The organism is Sphingobacterium sp. UBA7249 (assembly GCF_002472835.1).
GTDB lineage: Bacteria > Bacteroidota > Bacteroidia > Sphingobacteriales > Sphingobacteriaceae > Sphingobacterium > Sphingobacterium prati.
Genome location: NZ_DKST01000030.1, coordinates 202,083 through 222,848, shown reverse-complemented (window position 1 = coordinate 222,848; position 20,766 = coordinate 202,083). Strand labels below are relative to the sequence as shown.

Annotated in this window: 16 protein-coding genes and 1 tRNA gene; 12 read left to right on the top strand and 5 right to left on the bottom strand. The window is 39.2% G+C overall.

The genetic code is table 11. From position 1 onward, the window contains the following. Positions 1–37 precede the first annotated feature (37 nt). Positions 38–119 (bottom strand) — tRNA-Leu (locus B4A24_RS22445). Between the two features lie 150 nt (positions 120–269). Here B4A24_RS22445 and B4A24_RS22440 point away from each other — a divergent pair. The 5 genes from B4A24_RS22440 to B4A24_RS22420 all read left to right on the top strand — a co-directional run bounded on the left by B4A24_RS22440 (position 270) and on the right by B4A24_RS22420 (position 5,536). Further along, a complete protein-coding gene (locus B4A24_RS22440; RefSeq protein ID WP_293947184.1) occupies positions 270–881 on the top strand; it encodes a hypothetical protein in 612 nt (203 codons plus the stop codon). Further along, complete coding sequence (locus B4A24_RS22435; protein ID WP_293947183.1) at positions 878–1,180, top strand: winged helix-turn-helix domain-containing protein; 303 nt, start codon at positions 878–880, stop codon at positions 1,178–1,180. The genes B4A24_RS22440 and B4A24_RS22435 overlap by 4 nt, the downstream gene beginning before the upstream one ends. Before the next feature lie 50 nt (positions 1,181–1,230). Then, positions 1,231–1,722 (top strand): hypothetical protein, encoded by a 492-nt coding sequence (locus B4A24_RS22430; RefSeq protein WP_293947182.1) that lies wholly within the window; start codon positions 1,231–1,233, stop codon positions 1,720–1,722. Between the two features lie 4 nt (positions 1,723–1,726). Next, positions 1,727–3,202: a cell envelope integrity protein CreD gene (gene creD, locus B4A24_RS22425; protein WP_293947181.1), complete on the top strand. Its 1,476-nt coding sequence runs from the start codon at positions 1,727–1,729 to the stop codon at positions 3,200–3,202. Between the two features lie 252 nt (positions 3,203–3,454). Next, a complete protein-coding gene (locus B4A24_RS22420; protein WP_293947180.1) occupies positions 3,455–5,536 on the top strand; it encodes a S9 family peptidase in 2,082 nt (693 codons plus the stop codon). A 483-nt stretch (positions 5,537–6,019) separates the two neighbouring features. Here B4A24_RS22420 and B4A24_RS22415 read toward each other — a convergent pair whose 3' ends face one another. Further along, positions 6,020–6,967, bottom strand: a complete 948-nt coding sequence (locus B4A24_RS22415) for an MlaD family protein (RefSeq protein WP_293947179.1) — start codon at positions 6,965–6,967, stop codon at positions 6,020–6,022. 62 nt (positions 6,968–7,029) lie between these two features. Then, on the bottom strand, positions 7,030–7,830 hold the full coding sequence (locus B4A24_RS22410; protein ID WP_293947178.1) for an N-acetylmuramoyl-L-alanine amidase family protein: 801 nt from the start codon (positions 7,828–7,830) through the stop codon (positions 7,030–7,032). A gap of 156 nt (positions 7,831–7,986) precedes the next feature. Here B4A24_RS22410 and B4A24_RS22405 point away from each other — a divergent pair, with 156 nt between their 5' ends. From B4A24_RS22405 to B4A24_RS22395, 3 genes are all read left to right on the top strand, one after another. Next, complete coding sequence (locus tag B4A24_RS22405) at positions 7,987–10,662, top strand: putative LPS assembly protein LptD (RefSeq protein WP_293947177.1); 2,676 nt, start codon at positions 7,987–7,989, stop codon at positions 10,660–10,662. 143 nt (positions 10,663–10,805) lie between these two features. After that, entirely contained in the window at positions 10,806–12,065 is a 1,260-nt protein-coding gene (locus B4A24_RS22400; RefSeq protein ID WP_293947176.1) for a competence/damage-inducible protein A, read from the top strand. A gap of 112 nt (positions 12,066–12,177) precedes the next feature. Beyond that, positions 12,178–13,530 (top strand): dihydrolipoamide acetyltransferase family protein, encoded by a 1,353-nt coding sequence (locus tag B4A24_RS22395; protein ID WP_293947175.1) that lies wholly within the window; start codon positions 12,178–12,180, stop codon positions 13,528–13,530. Positions 13,531–13,660: 130 nt separating this feature from the next. Here the strand turns inward: B4A24_RS22395 and B4A24_RS22390 are convergent, their stop codons facing one another. After that, complete coding sequence (locus B4A24_RS22390; protein WP_293947174.1) at positions 13,661–15,040, bottom strand: MATE family efflux transporter; 1,380 nt, start codon at positions 15,038–15,040, stop codon at positions 13,661–13,663. A gap of 240 nt (positions 15,041–15,280) precedes the next feature. On the opposite strand from B4A24_RS22390, the gene B4A24_RS22385 reads away from it, so the two are divergent. From B4A24_RS22385 to B4A24_RS22370, 4 genes are all read left to right on the top strand, one after another. After that, on the top strand, positions 15,281–15,796 hold the full coding sequence (locus B4A24_RS22385; protein WP_293947173.1) for a Sec-independent protein translocase subunit TatA/TatB: 516 nt from the start codon (positions 15,281–15,283) through the stop codon (positions 15,794–15,796). 86 nt (positions 15,797–15,882) lie between these two features. Then, positions 15,883–18,120: a Tex family protein gene (locus B4A24_RS22380; RefSeq protein ID WP_293947172.1), complete on the top strand. Its 2,238-nt coding sequence runs from the start codon at positions 15,883–15,885 to the stop codon at positions 18,118–18,120. A 132-nt stretch (positions 18,121–18,252) separates the two neighbouring features. Further along, entirely contained in the window at positions 18,253–18,960 is a 708-nt protein-coding gene (locus tag B4A24_RS22375) for a hypothetical protein (protein WP_293947171.1), read from the top strand. 4 nt (positions 18,961–18,964) lie between these two features. Continuing rightward, on the top strand, positions 18,965–19,240 hold the full coding sequence (locus B4A24_RS22370; protein ID WP_293947170.1) for a hypothetical protein: 276 nt from the start codon (positions 18,965–18,967) through the stop codon (positions 19,238–19,240). Positions 19,241–19,591: 351 nt separating this feature from the next. On the opposite strand, the gene B4A24_RS22365 is transcribed toward B4A24_RS22370, so the two are convergent. After that, on the bottom strand, positions 19,592–20,749 hold the full coding sequence (locus B4A24_RS22365) for a sialidase family protein (protein WP_293947169.1): 1,158 nt from the start codon (positions 20,747–20,749) through the stop codon (positions 19,592–19,594). Positions 20,750–20,766: the final 17 nt, after the last annotated feature.

The window sequence follows — 20,766 nt, the reverse complement described above, 5'->3', positions numbered from 1 at the left end:
AATCCTCCCGAGGTTTTAAGTTCGGGAGGACATCAAGTGCGGAAGAAGGGACTCGAACCCCCACGCCTTGCGGCGCCAGATCCTAAGTCTGGTGCGGCTACCAATTACGCCACTTCCGCATTAGGATTTCTTTTGATGCCACAAAGATAGAAATGAAACCTATATCATGCAAGTATTTTCTCCTCTTTTTTTTATTTTTTTTTCAATGTTCTTCCTACCTCTTGCATAATTCATTATTATTCATTTACTTTGAATATCAAAGTACTTTTATGGAACAGAAAGATTTATTTAAAGAGCTTGGACAGATCAGATCATTGATGGAAAAATCTTCCAAATTTGTTTCGATAAGCGGATTATCAGGTGTACTCATTGGCTGTTATGCTCTATTGGGCACTTTGCTTGGATACTTTATTACAGCAAGCCCTGGGGACGCGACCAGTCGGCTTCCTGGCGACCTGACTACAGTAGACATCTTTCTCATCCTTGCGATCCTCATCCTAGTGTTCTCGCTATTTACAGGATGGCTAATGGCACGCAAGAAAGCAAAGAAAAATAAGCAATCTATTTGGAACATTACCAGCAAATCTCTTTTATTTGCAGTTTCAATACCTTTAGTAACTGGCGGAATCTTAGCTTTGGTCCTACTTTCGCAAGGTTATTATAACTTTATTGCGGGCATGCTACTTATTTTCTATGGCCTGGCTTTAGCTGCTGGCAGCATTTATACCTTTACGGAGGTAAAATGGTTAGGCATCCTTGAAATTAGCTTAGGTTTAATAGCAGTATCTCTTCCAGACCATGGACTGATATTATGGGGATTGGGATTTGGTGTGTTACATATCATCTATGGTTTTATCGTTTACAAAAAGTACGAATCGTGAAATTAGATCTTTCTTTATATGACAAAGTATTTGAAAACAGAGTCCGCTTACAAATTATGAGCGTCCTTGCTGCGAATGAAGAATATGACTTCAATTCACTCAAAGAATTATTGGATGTCACAGACGGGAATTTGGCCTCTAACCTTAAAACACTAGAGAAAGAAGAATATATCGTGGTAGAAAAAAGTTTTATTGACCGTAAGCCCAATACCAAATACAAAAGAACAAAAAAAGGATTAAAAGCATTTGAAAATCATCTGATTGCATTAGAAAATTTAATAAAACAACAGTATAAATAATTTTTTTACTTATCAACTTTGAAAATCAAAGTACTTTTAATACAATAAATATGAACGAGATTCGATTAAAATTCATGCTCCATCTGTACAACTGGTCCTCCAAAGTGTATGCAGATATTTTCAAATGGAACAAAAAAGCGTGGGGAATTAGCAAGGAGGAGTTTTTGGCCTATCCGAGTGGTAGCATCGGTCATAGCCTTGGCCTTTTTTACGCGGCCAAAGGATTTGATGTCATGCCTAAGCTAGAAAATCACGATGTTTTCCACATCTTAACAGAAACAGGAACCGAAATTCAGGATGAAATCGCCATGCAGTACCTTTTATTGGGCAACGGAAAATTCAGTCTGTATTTAATCGGAATGATCGTTATTGGAGGTATACTGTTTCCAGAACACGTTAGCTACTACCGGAAAACCTTTCACAAAGGGCAATCGCTACAAAGGTTCCATCATATTGAGTTCAAAGAGATCCTTCATTACCAACTTACCGAACTCCAAATCGCATTGTACAGTAAAAATACTCAAGTAGATCTAAACAACTAAAGTCATGGAAAATTACGATACGACCAACAACTCGTTGGCGCCCGAACAAAATTCATTGTTTGAAAGAGTTACCAATTCTACGGTGCTAAAATTATTTGTCATCCTATTTCTTTCCCTGCTACTGCTCATCCCCCTTTCGTTAATAAGTGATTTAATTGAAGAACGGAAAAACAGAGAGCAGGAAGTATCCGGGGGAATTGCGTTAAACTGGGGCAAGGATCAGGTCGTCTCCAGCCCTATCTTAGCTATCCCTTATCGCGAGACAATCCCGTTATCTGCCGAAAAAGCTCAAAATTCCAACCTTAGAGAAGAGATAAAATGGATATTTGTCTTACCCAAAACATCTAATATCGCAACAGATATTACTCCACAGCATCTCTCAAGAGGAATTTACAATGCTGTTGTTTACAATAGCAATATGACATTAGAAGGTTCTTTTGACACCATATCCCTGGAAAAACTGGAGATTCCCAATGAAAAAATTGACTGGAAAGGTAGCAAGCTTATTTTCGGTATTCAGGATTTTAAAGGCTTAGGTAAGCGTCCCGCATTAAATTGGAATAGAAATAACCTGACTTTCGATAAGGATTTTAATCATCTCAATTTATTTAACCAAAATTTGGTCTGTGCAATCCCTTTAGACCCGCATAAAACGGATAATCGCTTCAAAATAAACCTCAATCTGAAGGGATCCAAATCCCTAAGTTTCCTCCCTCTTGGTGATCAGACAAATATACAGGCGACGGGTAACTGGGCTAATCCAAGCTTCACAGGTTCATTTTTACCGAGCAAACGCAATACAGAAAGCTCCAATTTTTCGGCATCTTGGGAAATACCATCTTTCAGCCGAAAACTACCACAGCAATGGACAGGTGATGCACGTCCAATCTATCAGTTCGAGAACAATCTTGAAAATGAACCGGCGGACAATGAGCAGAAATCAGCTCAAGCCACTACTCCTACAGCGACTTCCGCCAATAACCTATTGGACAATTCAGACATGGTTACCATTCATTTTTTACCTGATATTAACAACTATCAGAAAACGACAAGAGTTGCTAAATATGGTATTTTAGTCATCATCCTGACCTTTACGTCCCTCCTATTCACCGAGGTCATCAAAAAGAAACGGGTACATATCATTCAATATATTCTGATTGGAGCAGCGATGGTTCTTTTCTACACCCTGCTACTTGCCCTATCTGAGCATGTCGGGTTTAATCTCGCCTATCTAACCGCATCGATCGCTACAGTAGCGCTGATCGGAAGTTTTATAAAAGCGATTACAAAAGAGCTTAAGTCCGCCCTTTTACTTGGATCTATTCTTAGTACTTTCTACTTATTTATCTACGTGCTGATGCAGCTTAGGGACTATTCCCTCATTGCTGGAACAATCGGTATTTTTATCATTTTGGCAATCCTGATGCGCGTTTCCACGAAAATCAATTGGTATCAATTCGACAATAATCATGCGCATTAAAAGACATCATTTCCTAATCTACTGCATCATTGCTAACATCCTACTCAAAAAATAAACATCATCGATTAAATGGCCGTCTTTTCACCAAATAAGATGGCTATTTTCACGCATTTCATAGCTTTTAGTCGCAAAATCTGTAACTTGCAGGGATATTTTTCAGCATTATATATGAAACCATCATGATTTATTCAATCGCATTGGAGAGTGAATAAATCTGATAGCTTCATCACAATGAAAAACAAATTTATGCGGATGAAAAAACTTACACTATTTACATTAGCGGTTATGGCATGCAACCTCAGCAATGCGCAAGAAAGCAAGGGCGGAAAATCCAGTTTTAAAATGGTTACCGAAACACCACAACCCATTAGTCCAACTGCGCTTTGGGATCTTGGGCGTGTATCAGCAGAAGGACTTTCTTCAGATGGCAAAACATTGCTGTATGGAGTTTCTAATTACAATTTGGAAAGTAATTCAAGTGAGAAGAATCTTTATACGATTTCATTAACCAATGGAACTGGCGGACAATTTACCGATCAGAAAGGTGGAGAAACAGTTGTACAAATCGAAAAAAATGGTGATGTAATCTACTTATTAAAAGGCCATTTGTGGAAAAAAAATCTCAACAACGGAGCAGCCATCCAACTGACGTCCGGTGAGATGGCATTGGAAAATGTCAAATTTTCCCCCGATGGAACCCACATTCTTTTTAGCCAATCTGTTTTAATCAAAAAATACCACAGCACTGATAAGTACCCAGAATTACCGAAGTCAGATGCCTATATTTATGACAACTTGGATTACCGGCATTGGGACACATTTAACGATGGAAAATTTAACCACCCTTTCGTTGCAAGTTATTCGAATGGAAAGATAGGAGATCCAGTCGATTTACTGAAAGATCAACCTTACTATAGCCCCCAGGCACCTTTCGGCGGAGCTGAAGATTTCATCTGGTCACCTGACAGCAAAGCAATACTTTACGTTTGTAAGAAAAAATTCGGGACAGATTATGCGGTGAGTACCAACACGGACATCTATCGCTATGAATTATCATCAGGTATGACAACCAATCTTACCGAGGGGATGAACGGCTACGATATCGCCCCCAGTTATTCTCCTGATGGAAAAAGCCTGACTTGGCTCAGTATGAAAACCGATGGGTACGAATCTGATAAAAATGATATCATCCTGTTTGACAAAAGCAGCGCTATTCGTTTAAATCTTACAGCACATTGGGATGGCACTGTGAACAGTTTTATTTGGAGCAACGACAATCGCAAAATTTACTTCACTGCTGCGACCAAAGGTACCGTACAATTATTTGAACTGGAAGTACCTGCGAATGTAAAATCAAAAAGTCTTCCTAAGATTCAACAAATTTCAACTGGCGATTTTGATATTACAGGAATCGTTGGCCAAAGTGGGAATAATCTTATTGTTACCTTAACCAAATTCACCCGTGCAACGGAAATTTTCAATTTTGATCTCAAAAGTAAATCCTTGGCAGTTATCACAAAAGTCAATGACAGCAAGTATGCGGCAATTGCAGAAAACAAAATCGAAAGACGTATTACAAAAGCGTCTGATGGCGCCGATTTGTTCTCATGGGTGATTTACCCACCAAACTTTGATCCCGCAAAGAAATATCCGACGATACTGTATTGTGAAGGTGGACCTCAATCCGCACTCACTCAATTTTACTCCTTCCGCTGGAACCTTCAATTGATCGCATCTCAAGGTTACATTGTAATTGCTCCAAATCGCAGAGGTATGCCTGGTTGGGGAGTAAAATGGAATGAAGCGATTTCCCAAGACTGGGGTGGTCAGCCAATTCGAGATTACTTAGCCGCTATTGATGATATCTCTAAAGAAAGCTATGTAGACACCGCGCGTCGGGCTGCCATTGGAGCAAGTTATGGGGGCTATTCAGTTTATCGACTAGCAGGGGTACACCAAAATCGCTTTAAAACTTTCATTGCCCACAATGGCTTATTCGATATGAGAAGCTGGTACGGCACGACAGAAGAATTATTTTTTGCAAATCACGAGCTGGGAGGCGCTTATTGGGATAATAAAAACGAGAAATCCTATAGTGAATTCAACCCGATTGAAACAGCAAATAATTGGCATACCCCAATTTTAATTTTTCAGGGCGGAAAAGATTACCGTGTGCCGGTAGGACAAGGGCTAGCGGCCTTCCAATTAGCGCAACTAAAAAAGATAAAGAGCAGACTTGTTTATCTTCCGGATGAGAACCACTGGGTTTTATCTGGACAGAACGCACAGGTTTGGCAAAGGGAATTCTTTACATGGCTTAAAGAAACGCTATAATATCGCTGTAGAATCTGATCGTGAGATTACCATCACCTACATTACTGATAAAACACAGGTAAAACATTACAATTACCAACGAATAACGCCACTCGTGGAGTGGCGTTATTCGTTAGGTTAATACCTGACCGCGGGGTAAACCGGATATTTCTAGATTCAGTATTATTACTATCCGCTTGAGTTTGACCAGCAGCATGAGATGTAGGCAATTTCATTCCATCATTTTTGATTGGATCAGATACCGAGGGATCAAGTTAACCTTTACTTAATACCACCTTCACTAGTAAAAGGGTAATTACAAGGTATTAACAGGGGTATAACAAGAGTGCTATTATGCTCTTAATAGTGAACTTAGTATCAACTTAATACGAAGTTAAGTACCAGTAGAACGAATTGATTCCAGCTTCTATAGTAGCCATACATACAAAAAGCCCACAATTTGCGGGCTTTTTGTATGTAATATGTGTATCTGCTAATCGAAATCTACTTCTCTCCTTTTTTTCCAAAAATAGAAAGCTTAATATATTTACCTGGTTTTTCCTTGACATCTTTCATCAGGTTATCCATCTCTTTTGACGCATTATTCAGGTTATTGTATAATTCTTCGTCATTGAGCAACAAACCAATTGATCCCTTACCACTATTGATCTTGCTCGTGATGTTCTGAAAATCGGACATTGCCGCATTCACCTTGTTGATGGTCTGTTCAAAATCCAACCGTGCTGCTTTATCTGTTATATTATTTAGATTAGCCATGATTGAATTTATTTTTTCACCATTTTGCGAGAAATTGGTGGTGATCGACTCCAGACTAGCCATAATTCTATTCAGTCTTCCTTTTTCATTTCCGACTAGACCTTCTACGTCTTTTGTAATGCCTTCCACATTCTTTAACGATGTTGATATGCTATGAATACTGCTCTTAAAATCGTCCTGAAATTGTTTATCCAATACCGAATTAACAACGGATAAGGTAGAATCCAATTTGATGGTTATGGTTTCAATCCGCTTCTGAATAGGCTCGACTTTGTCCATGATGTTTGCCTGTATACCCGAATTGAGGAAGTCACCATCTTTCGCCATTTCCGTACTATTCCCCATCTCAAAGACAATCGCTTTACCGCCCAATAAATCGGTACTGGAGATACGTGCAATGGTATTTTTGGGAATATTATAGTGTGAGTGAATCTTAAATTCAGTTTTTATTTTACCATCAGGCTGTAAAGTCATCTTCGACACCCGCCCAATTTGATAGCCGTTCACCAGGATAGGTTTGGAAGGCGTCAATCCATCGACCGTATTATAAGTCGTGTAAAATGTATTGTCGCTACTAAAAACATCGTTTCCTTTTAGAAAACTATACCCTATAAATAATAGGGCTATTGCAACTGTTGCTAATATACCGACTTTGGTTTCATTTGATATTTTCACAAATTATCTATTTTGTAGTGCGTCATTAATATAAGCTTAAAACAGCGCAAAAGCAAATCTGTTTAGCGTTCGACAGAATTTTTATATATTTTTATCGCCGAAACCAAATTATTAACAATTTCTTGTTGTCCTTCATCCGACAACAGGTAACTTTCTTCTTCCCTATTACTGATAAATCCAATTTCTGTCAAGACAGCTGGCATACCTGCTTCAGCAAGTACAGCTAAACCTTTTTCCCAGAATCCTCGACTATGTCTTCCCGCTTTTACATACTCACCTTCAATCATCTGTGCCAAGCGAATACTTTTTTCGCGGAATCTGTTTTTCATCAATGAGAAAATAATTGCACTTTCGGGATCTTTTGGATCAAATCCCTGATAGTTTTCTTTGTAATTCGATTCCAGCAAAAGTGATGCGTTTTCGCGAACGGCAGCATCCTGCTGTCCTAGACGATGGGAACCTGACACTAAGCTTTCTGTCCCATGAGCACTAGAGCCACCTGAGTTACAGTGAATCGAAATAAACAGATCCGCCTTATTTGCGTTCGCTAAGCGAATACGCTTATATAGTTCCACAAATTCGTCTGTCGTCCGCGTGTAGATGATTTTAACCCCTGGAATATCTTTTTGAATTTGCCTTCCGAGCTTTAGTGCGACATCCAAAGCTACATTTTTTTCTAGGGATCGACGGCCCTGTGCTCCAGTATCCTTTCCACCATGCCCGGCATCAATAACAATAGTTTTAATCTGATAATCGGGTGGCTCGGGCTGACCATTGTTTAATTTGAAAGAATTCAACAAAAAAAATCCCAAAGTAGCAAACATAATGCTACACCATTTTCTAATTCTTAAATCTGATTTCATTGAATAATTATTTGCTCTACTATAAACGAAACAAAATGAGTCAATATTATTTCTTTAATAGATAACGATATTTAACATATTTTCTATTTGTTTTTTGACTAATTTTGTCCTTCGAAGTTTAACATTATTTCACAAAAATAACATTTGTCTTTAATTTTGAAGTCGTTAATCAACATTTTAACACTATTTATCATTCTTGCAACGAGCAATTCAACGTTGGCTCAGAGCAATATTCCATTAAAACAGAACGGACTTCAAAGTAAGGACCCTGTCTCGACAACCAGTAAACTGCAGGACACAACAAAAATTAAGCCTGGAGATTCAACTAAGTCCTCGCAGGATACCACCAAGAAAAAAGGTAATGGACTGCAAGCAGAAGTCAGTATTATTGCAGTCGATTCTCAAAAATCTGAAGTTGCAAAGAATATAAGTCATTTATATCGCGGTGCAAAAGTAAAGTATCAGGATTTTGAACTTTCAGCTGATTACATTCGTCTCGATCGTAATCAAAAAAAGATTTTCGCATCAGGTATTTATGACAAAAATGGCAAATATGTAGGACGTCCTATTGTCATTATGGGAAATGGCGAATCGCCTAAGACAGTGGACTCACTCTATTATGATTATGAAAAGCAAGAAGGGAACACTTATGGTATTATGACGGAAGTCGATGGAGGCTTTATCCAGGCCAATATCGTTCGAAAGAATATCTATGATGAGATGTCAATCTATAAGGGATTATACAGTACCTGTAATTTACCTTACCCACACACTCACTTTGGAATACATATATCAAAAGGTATCGTTACCAAAAATCAGATTATTTCCGGCCCTGCTTACTTAGTGGTGATGGGTGTACCTATGCCCGTAGCCTTCCCTTTTGCTTTTTTTCCGAAACCCGATAAGAGAGCCTCCGGATTTCTCTTTCCTTCTTTTGGTGAAGATTATACAAGAGGTTTTTCGATGCGTGATATTGGTTGGTATTTAGCCTTCAATGATTATTGGGATAGTGAGATTCGAGGCTCATTATATTCTAAAGGTTCATGGGAAGCGTCCATAAACACTCGATATACAGTCAATTACAAGTTTAATGGTGGTTTTAACATACGCTATGCTAATACGAAAGTTGGGGTAGAAGGTACAGATAATTATGGTTCAAATAAAGATTTCAATGTAACCTGGAACCATACCCAACGTCAGGAAGCTAATCCTGGAACATCTTTCTCCGCAAGTGTAAACTTTGGTACGGCCTCCTACTTTCAAAATACAGGTACGGGAAGTAATCAAACAACCTATCAAAACTTGGCTCAAAACAGAATGGGATCTTCCATCAGTTACGGAAAAGTCTTTGCCGATGGTAAGGTTAACTTAACAGCCAGTTTAACACATAGTCAAGATATGGCTAATAGGACTATTCAATTAAGCTTGCCTAATATTAGTTTGAATGTTTCTTCTTTTAATCCATTTGACAGCAAAGATCGCGTAGGCGAACAAAAATGGTATCAACGGATCAATGTGGGCTATAGCTTCCAGGCACAAAATACAGTCAGTACAGCAGATTCTCTGCTTTTCTCGTCAGGAGGCTTCAAAAGATTTCAAAATGGCTTCCAACACAATATTCCAGTCAGCTTATCACTTAATGCTTTTAAATATTTTCAATTCAACACAAGTGTAAACTATACCGAACGTTGGTATCTACAAAGTACCAGACAACGTATTGATAACACGCCCTCAGGATATAAGCAGCGGCTTGACACCCTTCAGGGATTTAATCGTGCTTATGATTACTCCATATCGACTGGTCTTTCAACAAAGATCTACGGTATGTATCCAAAGATCGGAAAAATTGAAGCGATTCGGCATGTGGTCACACCCTCGATAAATTTTAATTATAGACCAGATTTCTCGGACCCTCGCTATGGTTTCTATCAGCACTATAATGATCAATACGGCAACCGCAATGTATACTCCATTTTTGCACAAGGAATATATGGCTCACCTTCGGCCGGAAAATCTGCAGGTATAGGCTTCTCTATTGATAATAACATTGAGGCTAAAGTGAAGAGCAAGTCCGACACCACCGATGGAGGTTTCAAGAAAATACCTATTCTTCAGGGTTTAACTTTTAGTGGGAATTACAATTTCGTGAGAGACTCTCTAAAATTAGATCCAATAACTTTTTCCGGCCGGACTGCTTTTTTCGACCAGAAAATGAATGTCAACTTCAACGGTACATTCGATCCATACTCCATAGATGACAATGGTGTTCGTATCAATAGGTATGCGATCAAAGATGGAAGTTTGGCCCGCCTGACAAATTTTGGTTTATCTTTTGATTATAGTTTAAATCCAAAAGCTGCTAGGTCACGCAATGATAACATTGATTCGTTAAGAAAACAAATGTCTGGTGCTGGAATGACTCCGGAGCAAGCACAGGCTTTGGCCAGAATAAGTTCTGACCCAAATGCGTTTGTGGACTTTAATATCCCTTGGAATCTAGCGGCCTCATTCAGTTTTAACATGTCCAAGTTCTTTAATACAAGTACACGACGCATGGACAAGCAGATTACTAGTACACTAAATTTACATGGGGATTTTAGCGTTACACCGAAATGGAAAGTTACTTTCCAGTCCGGTTACGATTTCAAGCAAAAAGAAGTTGTCATGACTTCATTCAATATTTATCGGGATTTGCACTGCTGGGACATGTCTTTTGGTTGGATGCCGTTTGGGCGATATCGAAGTTACAATGTCACCATTCGAGCCAAGGCATCAATCCTGCAAGATCTTAAGCTAACGAAAAGAGCTAGTTCTGGCGGCGGTTATTTTTAAAATAACCGCTTTTTTATTCTCTCCACACAGTTGTACGTCGCAACCTCATCCTTAAAACAGCAGGCGGTGGATCACTTTTTATTTCTTTTTATCAAAAAAAAATTAGCGGATTGTAGAAACGTAATTTTATGTAAGTTTATACTATGAAAGCAGAAATTATTACCATTGGCGATGAGATTCTTATCGGCCAAATTATCGACACCAATTCCGGCTGGATTGCACAACAATTACAAAAATTCGAAGTCGACATTGTTCAGATGACATCCATTCCCGATACTGAGGAAGCTATTTTCAATACCTTAAAAAGTGCTTCCTCAAGAGCCGATTTGATTTTAATCACAGGAGGACTTGGCCCCACCAAAGACGATGTTACCAAAAATACCGCAGCAAAATATTTTGGCACAACCTTAACCCGGGATGAAAGAGTACTTCTGCATGTAACCAGTTTCTTTGAATCCCGCAACTTAGAAATGTTGGAGATTAATAGACAGCAGGCTGATGTCCTGGCAAATTGTGAGGTACTCTTCAACGATTATGGTACAGCCCCAGGAATGTTAGTTTCACAAGGAAACAAGCACTATATCTTTATGCCGGGTGTACCTTTTGAAATGAAACATCTGATGGAACAACGTGTTTTTCCTTTAATCGAAAGCCAGTATAAAGATTCGGTCATTCATCACGAAACGATATTAGTTGGCGGTATTGGAGAATCTTATCTCGCAGAAGAAATAAAAGATATCGAAGCAGAACTCCCACTAACTATTAAATTGGCCTATTTGCCTACATTGGCATTTATCCGCCTACGGCTCTCTGGAAAAAGTAAAAACAAATCAGATATTGTTCAGGAGGTAAAACTTTTTAAAAGCAAACTCCTCCATCGTTTAAAAAATTATGTTATTGCCGATTACGACACCACTATAGAAGCTTTTTTAATCAAGCAATTTATGCATCAAGGGCTTACGTTGACAACAGCAGAAAGCTGTACAGGAGGTAGTTTAGCGGCCTCGATAACCGCGAATCCTGGAAGCAGCGAAATCTTCGTCGGTGGTACTATCCCCTATTCGAATAAGCTAAAACAACAGTTGTTAGCTGTCCGCGAAACTACTTTAAATCAATTTGGCGCCGTCAGTGAACAAACGGCCATCGAGATGGCAGCTGGTGCAAAATCAATGTTTGGTACTGATTATGCTATAGCTACTACGGGAATCGCAGGCCCTGGAGGAGGATCTACAGAGAAACCAGTGGGAACAGTTTGGGTAGCTGTAGCCGGGAAAAAAGAGATTATCACAAAGAAATTTCAATTCAACAACGATAGACTCGTAAACATCGAACGGACACGGATGAATGCGCTTCTCCTGCTTTGGAAACTACTCATAAAAGAAGAAGGGCAAGGATACGAATAACATAAAATAATATTTTAATAAAACCCTTTTTTAAGGAATAATATTTCAAATTGTTGAAAGTAAACCACAATTTAATTAACTTCGTTTTTGTATAACGAGATTGCTAAAAAATATGGCTTTATATAAACTCTTACTTCCAAAAATGGGAGAAAGTGTATCGGAAGCAACAATTACCAAATGGTTAAAACAACCAGGTGACCTGATTGAAGAAGATGACACTTTATTGGAAATCGCAACGGATAAAGTTGATTCAGAAGTCCCTTCTCCTGTTAGAGGTATTTTGAAGGAACAACTTTACAGTGCTGACCAAATCGTACAAGTTGGTGATATCGTGGCAATTATAGAAATAGAAAGAGATACCGAGACAGATGAAACCGTTGTTGAAGCGGAGCGTAACCTAACTACTGATGAGCCTACATTTTCAACAGAAGCGGCAGATTTGAAAATACCGGGTCTAGATCAATTGAGCAATCCATCTGACGAAGATACCGGTGCAAATTACGAACACACAACTCGTTTTTATTCCCCCTTAGTAAAAAATATTGCCCGTCACGAGGGCTTATCGCTAGAAGAGCTCGATCGTATTCAAGGTACTGGAGTTGAAGGGCGAGTTACTAAAGAAGATATTCTATCTTATGTAGCCAACAGAGGTTCCAATAAAGATATTGATCATTCGAAACCGACAAACGCTCCTGTTATCAAGAGCGAACCTACGCAAACCGTTCCAACAACAACAGTTCATACTGTTGTGAACGGTAATGACGAAATTATCGAAATGGATCGTATGCGACGCTTGATCGCTGACCACATGGTCAAGAGTGTTCAGGTATCCCCACATGTTTGTTCATTTGTGGAAGCAGATGTGACTAATCTTGTCCTATGGCGCAATAAGGTAAAAGATGCGTATAAAAAACGTGAGGGAGAAAACATTACGTTCACACCACTATTTATAGAAGCAATTACCAAGGCGCTAAAAGACTTTCCTTTGGTTAATATATCTATAGATGGATATAATATTATCAAGAAGAAGAATATCAATATCGGTATGGCTGCTGCCCTGCCCAATGGCAATCTTATCGTTCCGGTAATAAAAAATGCGGATCAGTTGAGCCTAGTAGGACTAAGTAAATCAGTTAATGATCTGGCACAACGCTCCCGGGCCAATAAGTTAAAACCTGATGATACACAAGACGGCACATTCACATTCACTAATATCGGCGCCTTTGGTAATATTATGGGCACACCAATTATCAATCAGCCTCAAGCGGCAATACTGGCAGTCGGTACAATAACAAAAAAACCAGCTGTAATCGAAACTGAATACGGTGATATGATCGGAATAAGACATATGATGTATCTGTCCTTATCTTACGATCACCGCGCAATCGATGGCGCGCTTGGTGGTACATTTTTGAAAAGGGTTGCCGACTATCTCGAAAACTGGGATAGCAACAGAGAAATTTAGAAACAATATCATCATTATAAAAAAGTGGCCACCTTTAGGTAGCCACTTTTTTATCGCACATCTTATCTCAGAGGAAATTTATAATTTTCCCGTGGGTAGCACATTCATTTAATTGTCGAATATCCCTTTTTTATGTTTTAATTATACTGTTTTCAAACTGGAGTTTCTTTTTCTTAATGACCAATTGGAATCGTAAATAAAGTAAGACCGATGAAGTCAATAGACCTAAGGTAAGACCATACCAGATGCCTTTAATCCCCCAGTCAAAAAGTATCCCCATCACATAACCACTTGGTAATCCGATAATCCAGTAGGCAATAAACGTAATGATGGTCGGAATATTAACATCCCCCATACCCCTTAATACTCCCAATCCAACAACCTGTGTACCATCAAATAACTGGAAAAGGCCTGCAATAATGAGCAATTGAGCGGCAATCGCGACGACCGCCTGATCAGATGTAAAGATATAAGGCAGGTAATTATTGAAAATTGCAAACAAAGAAGCTGTAATAAACATAAAAACCAAAACTAACTGATACGAAGAGATCGCAAAGCGTTCTAAGCGGAACAGGTTTCTGTTGCCATAACTATTACCCACTTTAATTGTTGCCGCGGCAGCTATACCGCTGGCCATCATATAAGTCATTGCTGCTAATTGTATGGCTACCTGATGAGAAGCCTGGGCGGTAGCACTGATTGTACCTGCCAATAAAGAGGCCCCAGCAAATGCACCGATTTCAAAAACATACTGCATCGCAACGGGAGCGCCAATCCGCAATATTTTCCCCAATCTTACCTGGTCTATTACTGTAATTTTAAAATGCTGTATATAGCCATTAAACTTCTTTGATCGCAATACGTAAGTCATCATAACAGCCATCATCAAGATACGATCAATTAAAGTACTGTATCCAACCCCTTTCACACCCATGGGTGTAATTCCAAACATACCTTTGACAAAAATGATTGCCAAGATAATATTGAGAACATTGCCCCAGATAGTTACATTCATAGCCTGCTTTGTAAATCCCAGCCCCTCGGCAAATTGCTTAAATGTACTAAACACCATCAATGGTAGCATAGAAAGACTCAAAATGAGCAAATAAGGTTTCGCTTCTTTTACAACAGCCGGATCTTGGTTCAGATGATCTATTGCAAGCATTGAACCAAAATAAACCAAACAGAACAATAATATTCCTGTAATAATATTTAACCAGAAACTATTTGACAATAATACAGCACACTCCTTCTTATTATCACGGCCATTTTCCTGAGCGATCAATGGTGTGATTCCATATGCAATTCCCAGTCCGACAACCATAACGATCATAAATACAGCATTTACAAGTGATACAGCTGCCAATGGAATTGTTCCAGCAAAATGCCCAACAATAACGCTATCCGCAGTATGTACCAATGTATGGCCCAATTGTGAAATGACAACCGGACCGGCCAATACAATCGTACTTTTATAATACGGCTTAAATGTTTTAAATTTCCCCAACATAATCAATTCCTCAAAAAATAGGCACAAAAATACAAAGATATTTCTGCTCTATCGTCATATTAAAAAATATTTAGCAAAAATATAACAAAGTTTACCTTGCAAATAGTCGCCCGATGTTACGTAATTTTTATGTTTCAAATACCTTAAAATTATCTTAAATTTACCTGTTGGTCTAAGAACTATAGAAATATAAATTGTAACTTAGCATCTAATTAGTAATCAAAAGAAGAGGAAAAGAGTATGTACAATCCAGTAATAACATTTCTAAACATCGGAACACAGGAGATGATTTTAATCGTGTTTGCGATCTTGTTACTTTTTGGTGGCAAGAAGCTTCCTGAATTGGCCAGAGGTTTAGGAAGAGGGATTCGAGAATTCAAAGATGCATCAGAAGGCATCAAGCGCGAGATTTCAGATCAGATCAATAATTTTGAAAAAGATATAGACGTTAAGACAGAAGTCAAAGAGGAGGCCGTTCCAAATGAGGTAAAAGTTGCCGAAGAACAGGCCAAAGCAGCGCAAGAGTCCGAATCGGTGGAAACTGCTGAAAGCTCAGATTCCGAACCAGCAAAGAAAAAATATGAATTTACAACTCCCACAGGAGTCGTGGAACACAATCCGCACAAGCAATTAGATTACGGCGAGGAGCCTTCTCATATTACCTACGGATACAATGACCACTTTGCTGAGGCCAAAAACGACGAGGTAGTGGAAAAGAAACCCACAGAACAGGAAAACACGAATAAACCCGCGTAACCTCATTGCATTAATTTACAATAAGATATTAATTAGAGCTGTTGAATAACCATTCAACAGCTTTCCTTTTTAAAGAAAAACCTACAATGAGCTTATTATCACACGAAATCACAATCGCTAACGAGCTATCCATAAGCGAAAGACAAGTTCGCACGACTATTGAACTATTAAATGAAGGTGCTACTGTCCCATTTATTTCCCGTTATCGGAAAGAAATGACAGGTAGCCTAGATGAGGTGCAGATCACAAACATTCGGGATCGCTCACAACAACTAAAGGATCTAGATAAACGTAAAGAAGCTGTTTTAAAATCCATAAATGACCAAGGAAAATTAACGCCAGAACTTGAAAAACAAGTAATGACAGCCGAGACAATGGCAAACCTGGAAGATATTTATCTGCCTTACAAGCCTAAACGTAAGACGAGAGCTAGCATTGCCCGCGAAAAAGGATTACAGCCTCTGGCAGATGTTCTTCTAGCCCAGGACAAAACAGATTTTTTAGCGCTTGCAGATTCATTGATCGACGAAGAAAAAGGAGTCAAAAACAGTGAAGAAGCGCTAGCGGGAGCAAGGGATATCATTGCCGAAATTATTGCTGAAGATGCGACAGTAAGAGCCAAATCTAGGGCAATATTTCTAGAAAAAGGAGAATTCGTATCGCGCGTGGTTCCGGGAAAAGAGGAAGCAGCAATTAAATACAAAGATTACTACGAATGGTCGGAATCGTTAAAAGATGCACCTTCACATCGCGTTTTGGCCATGCGCCGTGGTGAAAAAGAAGAATTACTGTATCTGGATATAGATATCAATGAAGACGCAGTCATTCCAACCATTGAGTCGCTTTACATCAAAGCCTCAAACGAAGCCGCTTCACAAGTAAAATTGGCGTTGACAGATAGCTACAAACGCTTATTGAAACCATCAATGGAAACCGAAATCCGCGTGTTGACCCGTCAAAAAGCGGACGAAGAAGCGATCAAAGTCTTTGCGGACAATGTTCGTCAACTACTTTTGGCCGCACCACTGGGACAAAAGAGATTACTTGCTATCGACCCCGGCTTCCGAACGGGATGTAAGACAGTTGTCTTGGATGAGCAAGGTCAGCTCAAAGAAAATACCGCTATTTTCCCACACAACGGTGCCAATGGACTTGCTGAAGCTCAAAAAACAGTTAAATATTTAGTATCTAAGCATGATATTCAGGCCATTGCAATTGGTAACGGTACTGCAGGGCGCGAGACCGAAGATTTTGTAAAAAAACTGGGACTCAGCAATGTTACCATTGTGATGGTTAATGAAAGTGGAGCCTCAATTTATTCAGCGTCAGAGACAGCACGTGAAGAGTTCCCTGACCACGATATTACGGTACGTGGCGCTGTGTCAATCGGCAGAAGATTAATGGATCCGCTAGCTGAATTAGTCAAAATTGACCCTAAATCAATCGGTGTTGGCCAATATCAACATGATGTGGACCAGAACAAGCTACAAACATCACTGGATGACACAGTCATCAGTTGTGTAAATGCTGTCGGTGTAGAACTGAATACAGCCTCAAAGCAAATTCTATCTTATGTCTCTGGACTGGGCCCAGCTTTAGCCCAGCAGATTATTAAATATAGAAATGAGAATGGTCCATTTGCCTCACGTCGCGAATTGAAGAAGGTACCTCGTCTTGGAGACAAAGCTTTTGAACAAGCTGCAGGCTTTCTTCGGATAAGACATGCCGACAACCCTTTGGACTCTTCAGCTGTACACCCTGAGCGTTATGCCCTGGTTGAACAGATGGCAAAAGACTTGGGAAAAAAGGTAGAAGACTTACTTAAAGATGCAGAATTAAGAAAATCCATTCCTTTAAAAAACTATATTTCCGAAGAAGTAGGACTGCCAACATTAAATGACATTCTACATGAGCTGGCCAAACCAGGACTTGATCCAAGGGAAAAGTTCGAAGCTTTCTCTTTCACTGAAGGTGTGAATAGCATTGGCGATTTACGGGTGGGGATGAAACTTCCCGGTATTGTTACCAACATCACCAACTTTGGTGCCTTTGTTGACATTGGCGTACACCAAGACGGACTGGTACACCTCAGCCAATTGTCCAACCGCTATATCTCCGATCCGCATGAGGTGGTTAAAGTACAGCAACATGTCACGGTCACTGTGACAGAGGTCGATGAGCAACGTAACCGCATCGCATTATCGATGAAAACTGATGAAAAACCAGTTCTTCCTAAGAGTAAGAGAACCGATGGAAAAAGACAACAAGAGCCAGAAACGGATATGGCAAGTAAGTTGGCGGCATTAGCAAGCAGATTTAAATAGATTTCCTTATCCAGGTTGGTAGAAAGGCTGATTTTTTAATAAAAAATCGGCCTTTCTGTTTGCCGTAACCGACCAGATTCATTTCAACACTTTTATTTCGTATCTTTAGAAGACAACAAGCCTTAATATGATATGAAACACTGTATTATACTCCTGTGCTTCTCGCTTGTAATGCTGGATTTTCAAGCTAAGGCCCAATTGGGCGACGGAGCATATATTTCCCAAACTGGCACAAGCAAAAACTTAATTTTGATCAAAGATCATTACCTCTCTTTCATAAATTATGACGATACAAATAAACATTTCGGTTATACTTGGGGGGGTGCTATTCAACAACGGAATGACAGCATACATGCGACTATTGAATATGACACAAAAGATGCTGGCCATATTGGTAAGACGATCAGCTTATACATTAAACAGCAGGATGGTTCTGTCCAGATAAAATCGTCCCGTTTCAATGGCCTTTTTGTCAGGCAAAAACCGATCACCCAAGATCTGGATGCGCTATGGCGGATCACTGGTAGACAGCAAGACTCAAAAATGCATGAAATCCCAAAAGCAGATCGCAAAACAATAAAGATCCTGGTGGATGGTTATTTTCAATGGATTGCCATTAATCCTGTACAAAAAGGATTTTATGGAACAGGTGGTGGGTCCTATAAATTCGAAAACAATCATTACACCGAGAAAATACAATTCTTTTCAAGGGATCATACGAGAGTGGGGCAAGAGCTTCACTTTAGCGGAAAGCTGGAAAATAACCAATGGCATCATAGCGGCAAGAGTTCAAAAGGCGATGACATTTATGAAATCTGGAGCAAGGAACTAACAAATTAAGAAAATGACAGAAGAAGAATTTCAATTATTGGATCATCCTATCCAAAACTGGTCTGCAGTACAAAAGTCATTATGGTACGACAAAAAAGGGGACTGGAAAACTGCACATGATCTTATCGATCAGTTGGATGGCCGAGATGCTGCCCATGTACATGCTTATCTCCATCGCAAAGAAGGTGACCTATGGAACGCCCGTTACTGGTATAATCGAGCCAAACAAGCGGTTTACACAGGTAGCCTAGAGGCTGAATGGGATGAGTTGTTTAAATTATATTTTTAATTACTCTGGTTATCAGCATTTTAATCCGAAAAATATAACATTTACAACGCGGCATTTATAGGCCAAACTAAAGAGCTTATTATCCCAAAAAAACGACACTGTAATCAATCCAAACCTATCAATACGGTGATTTTAGTAACAAAAATAACACAAAAGAAAATAATAAAACAACAAAAGGAATAATGGCATGAATATTGAATATAATTTTCTATACTTTAAAAAGTATACTTTTCATAAATTTAGGTTAATAATTGGTTAGGTTAAACACCTGAGGTTCCCCACTTCAGGTGTTTTTTTATACCGAGAAATATCTTCAATTGAAACCGAAGGATAAAAACACCTTGGTGCAGCTTATTTGAAATTTACTGGCAAAAACACAATCTTGCTATAATTCTCCTTTTCGAATAAAACACCGATCGTACTTTTACCTAAAAGAACTAAATCGGAATAAGCAGCATAATCCCCTTTTATACCTTCCGGTGCTTTGGCTACAACCTGATTGTAATACCATGACTTGCCTTGATCTTTGCTCAATCGAAGCGTTAAATTATCTCTTCTGTTAACGGTTGCAGCATTGCAAACTGCTAGCGTGTACTTTCCTTTTCTTTGCCAAGAAAGTACCGACCCCTGATTGACTGGGTCGGGTAAATTACCATCATAATATGTTGTATCCCAATTAACGCCACCATCATTTGAATAAGATACGATCCTTGATTTTACATTACCTTGCTGATTCCGGGAATTCATATAAACCCCAGTACTCGATATTTGTGCAGCCATTGTCTCATTTGACCCCTCAAATGTCACGCTCGCCCCTATCTTGAATGTCTTCCCATGATCGTCCGAGTAATAAGAATGGGCAAAATAGTCTTTGCCATTTGCTTTTGGATTTCCTTCCGAATGATTAGCAGGAATATAAATTCGCCCTTTATACTTTCCTGAATCAAATTGCAATGCATGCCCTGGTGTATTTGCATAAGTTCGCCAATCCTCCTGAAAGTTATATTGCATATTTACGGAAGGCTGATTGGGACGGTGGGTCGCAAGCGTAATATTTTCTGGATTAGACCAAGTCTTACCACCATCCGCCGAGCTAATCGACCAACATTCTCTTAAACCATTTCCTTTGCGCACCTCACCCTCATGGTTATTACCTGTATTATAAAAAAGTAATAGACGGCCTTGAGGATATTTTGGATCCAATATATCAACCACTGGAGCCGGATTCCCCACTTGTAGATGATCATTATCAACTGCAACATGCAATTGTCCCCATGTTTTTCCATTGTCCTGACTAATTTTATAAACGATGTCCACATTACCAAAATCACCAGCATGGTCTACCCTACCTTCTGCAAAGGCAATCAATTGTCCACTTTTATCTTTTACAATAGCAGGTATACGGTAGCTTTTATAGCCATCTTCACCGGAAATAAATACATTCACTTCCTGTGCCTGACAAAATCCTGTTAGCATCACAAATGCCCCCATGATACATAATCTCTTCATAGCTCTTTAAATTTATT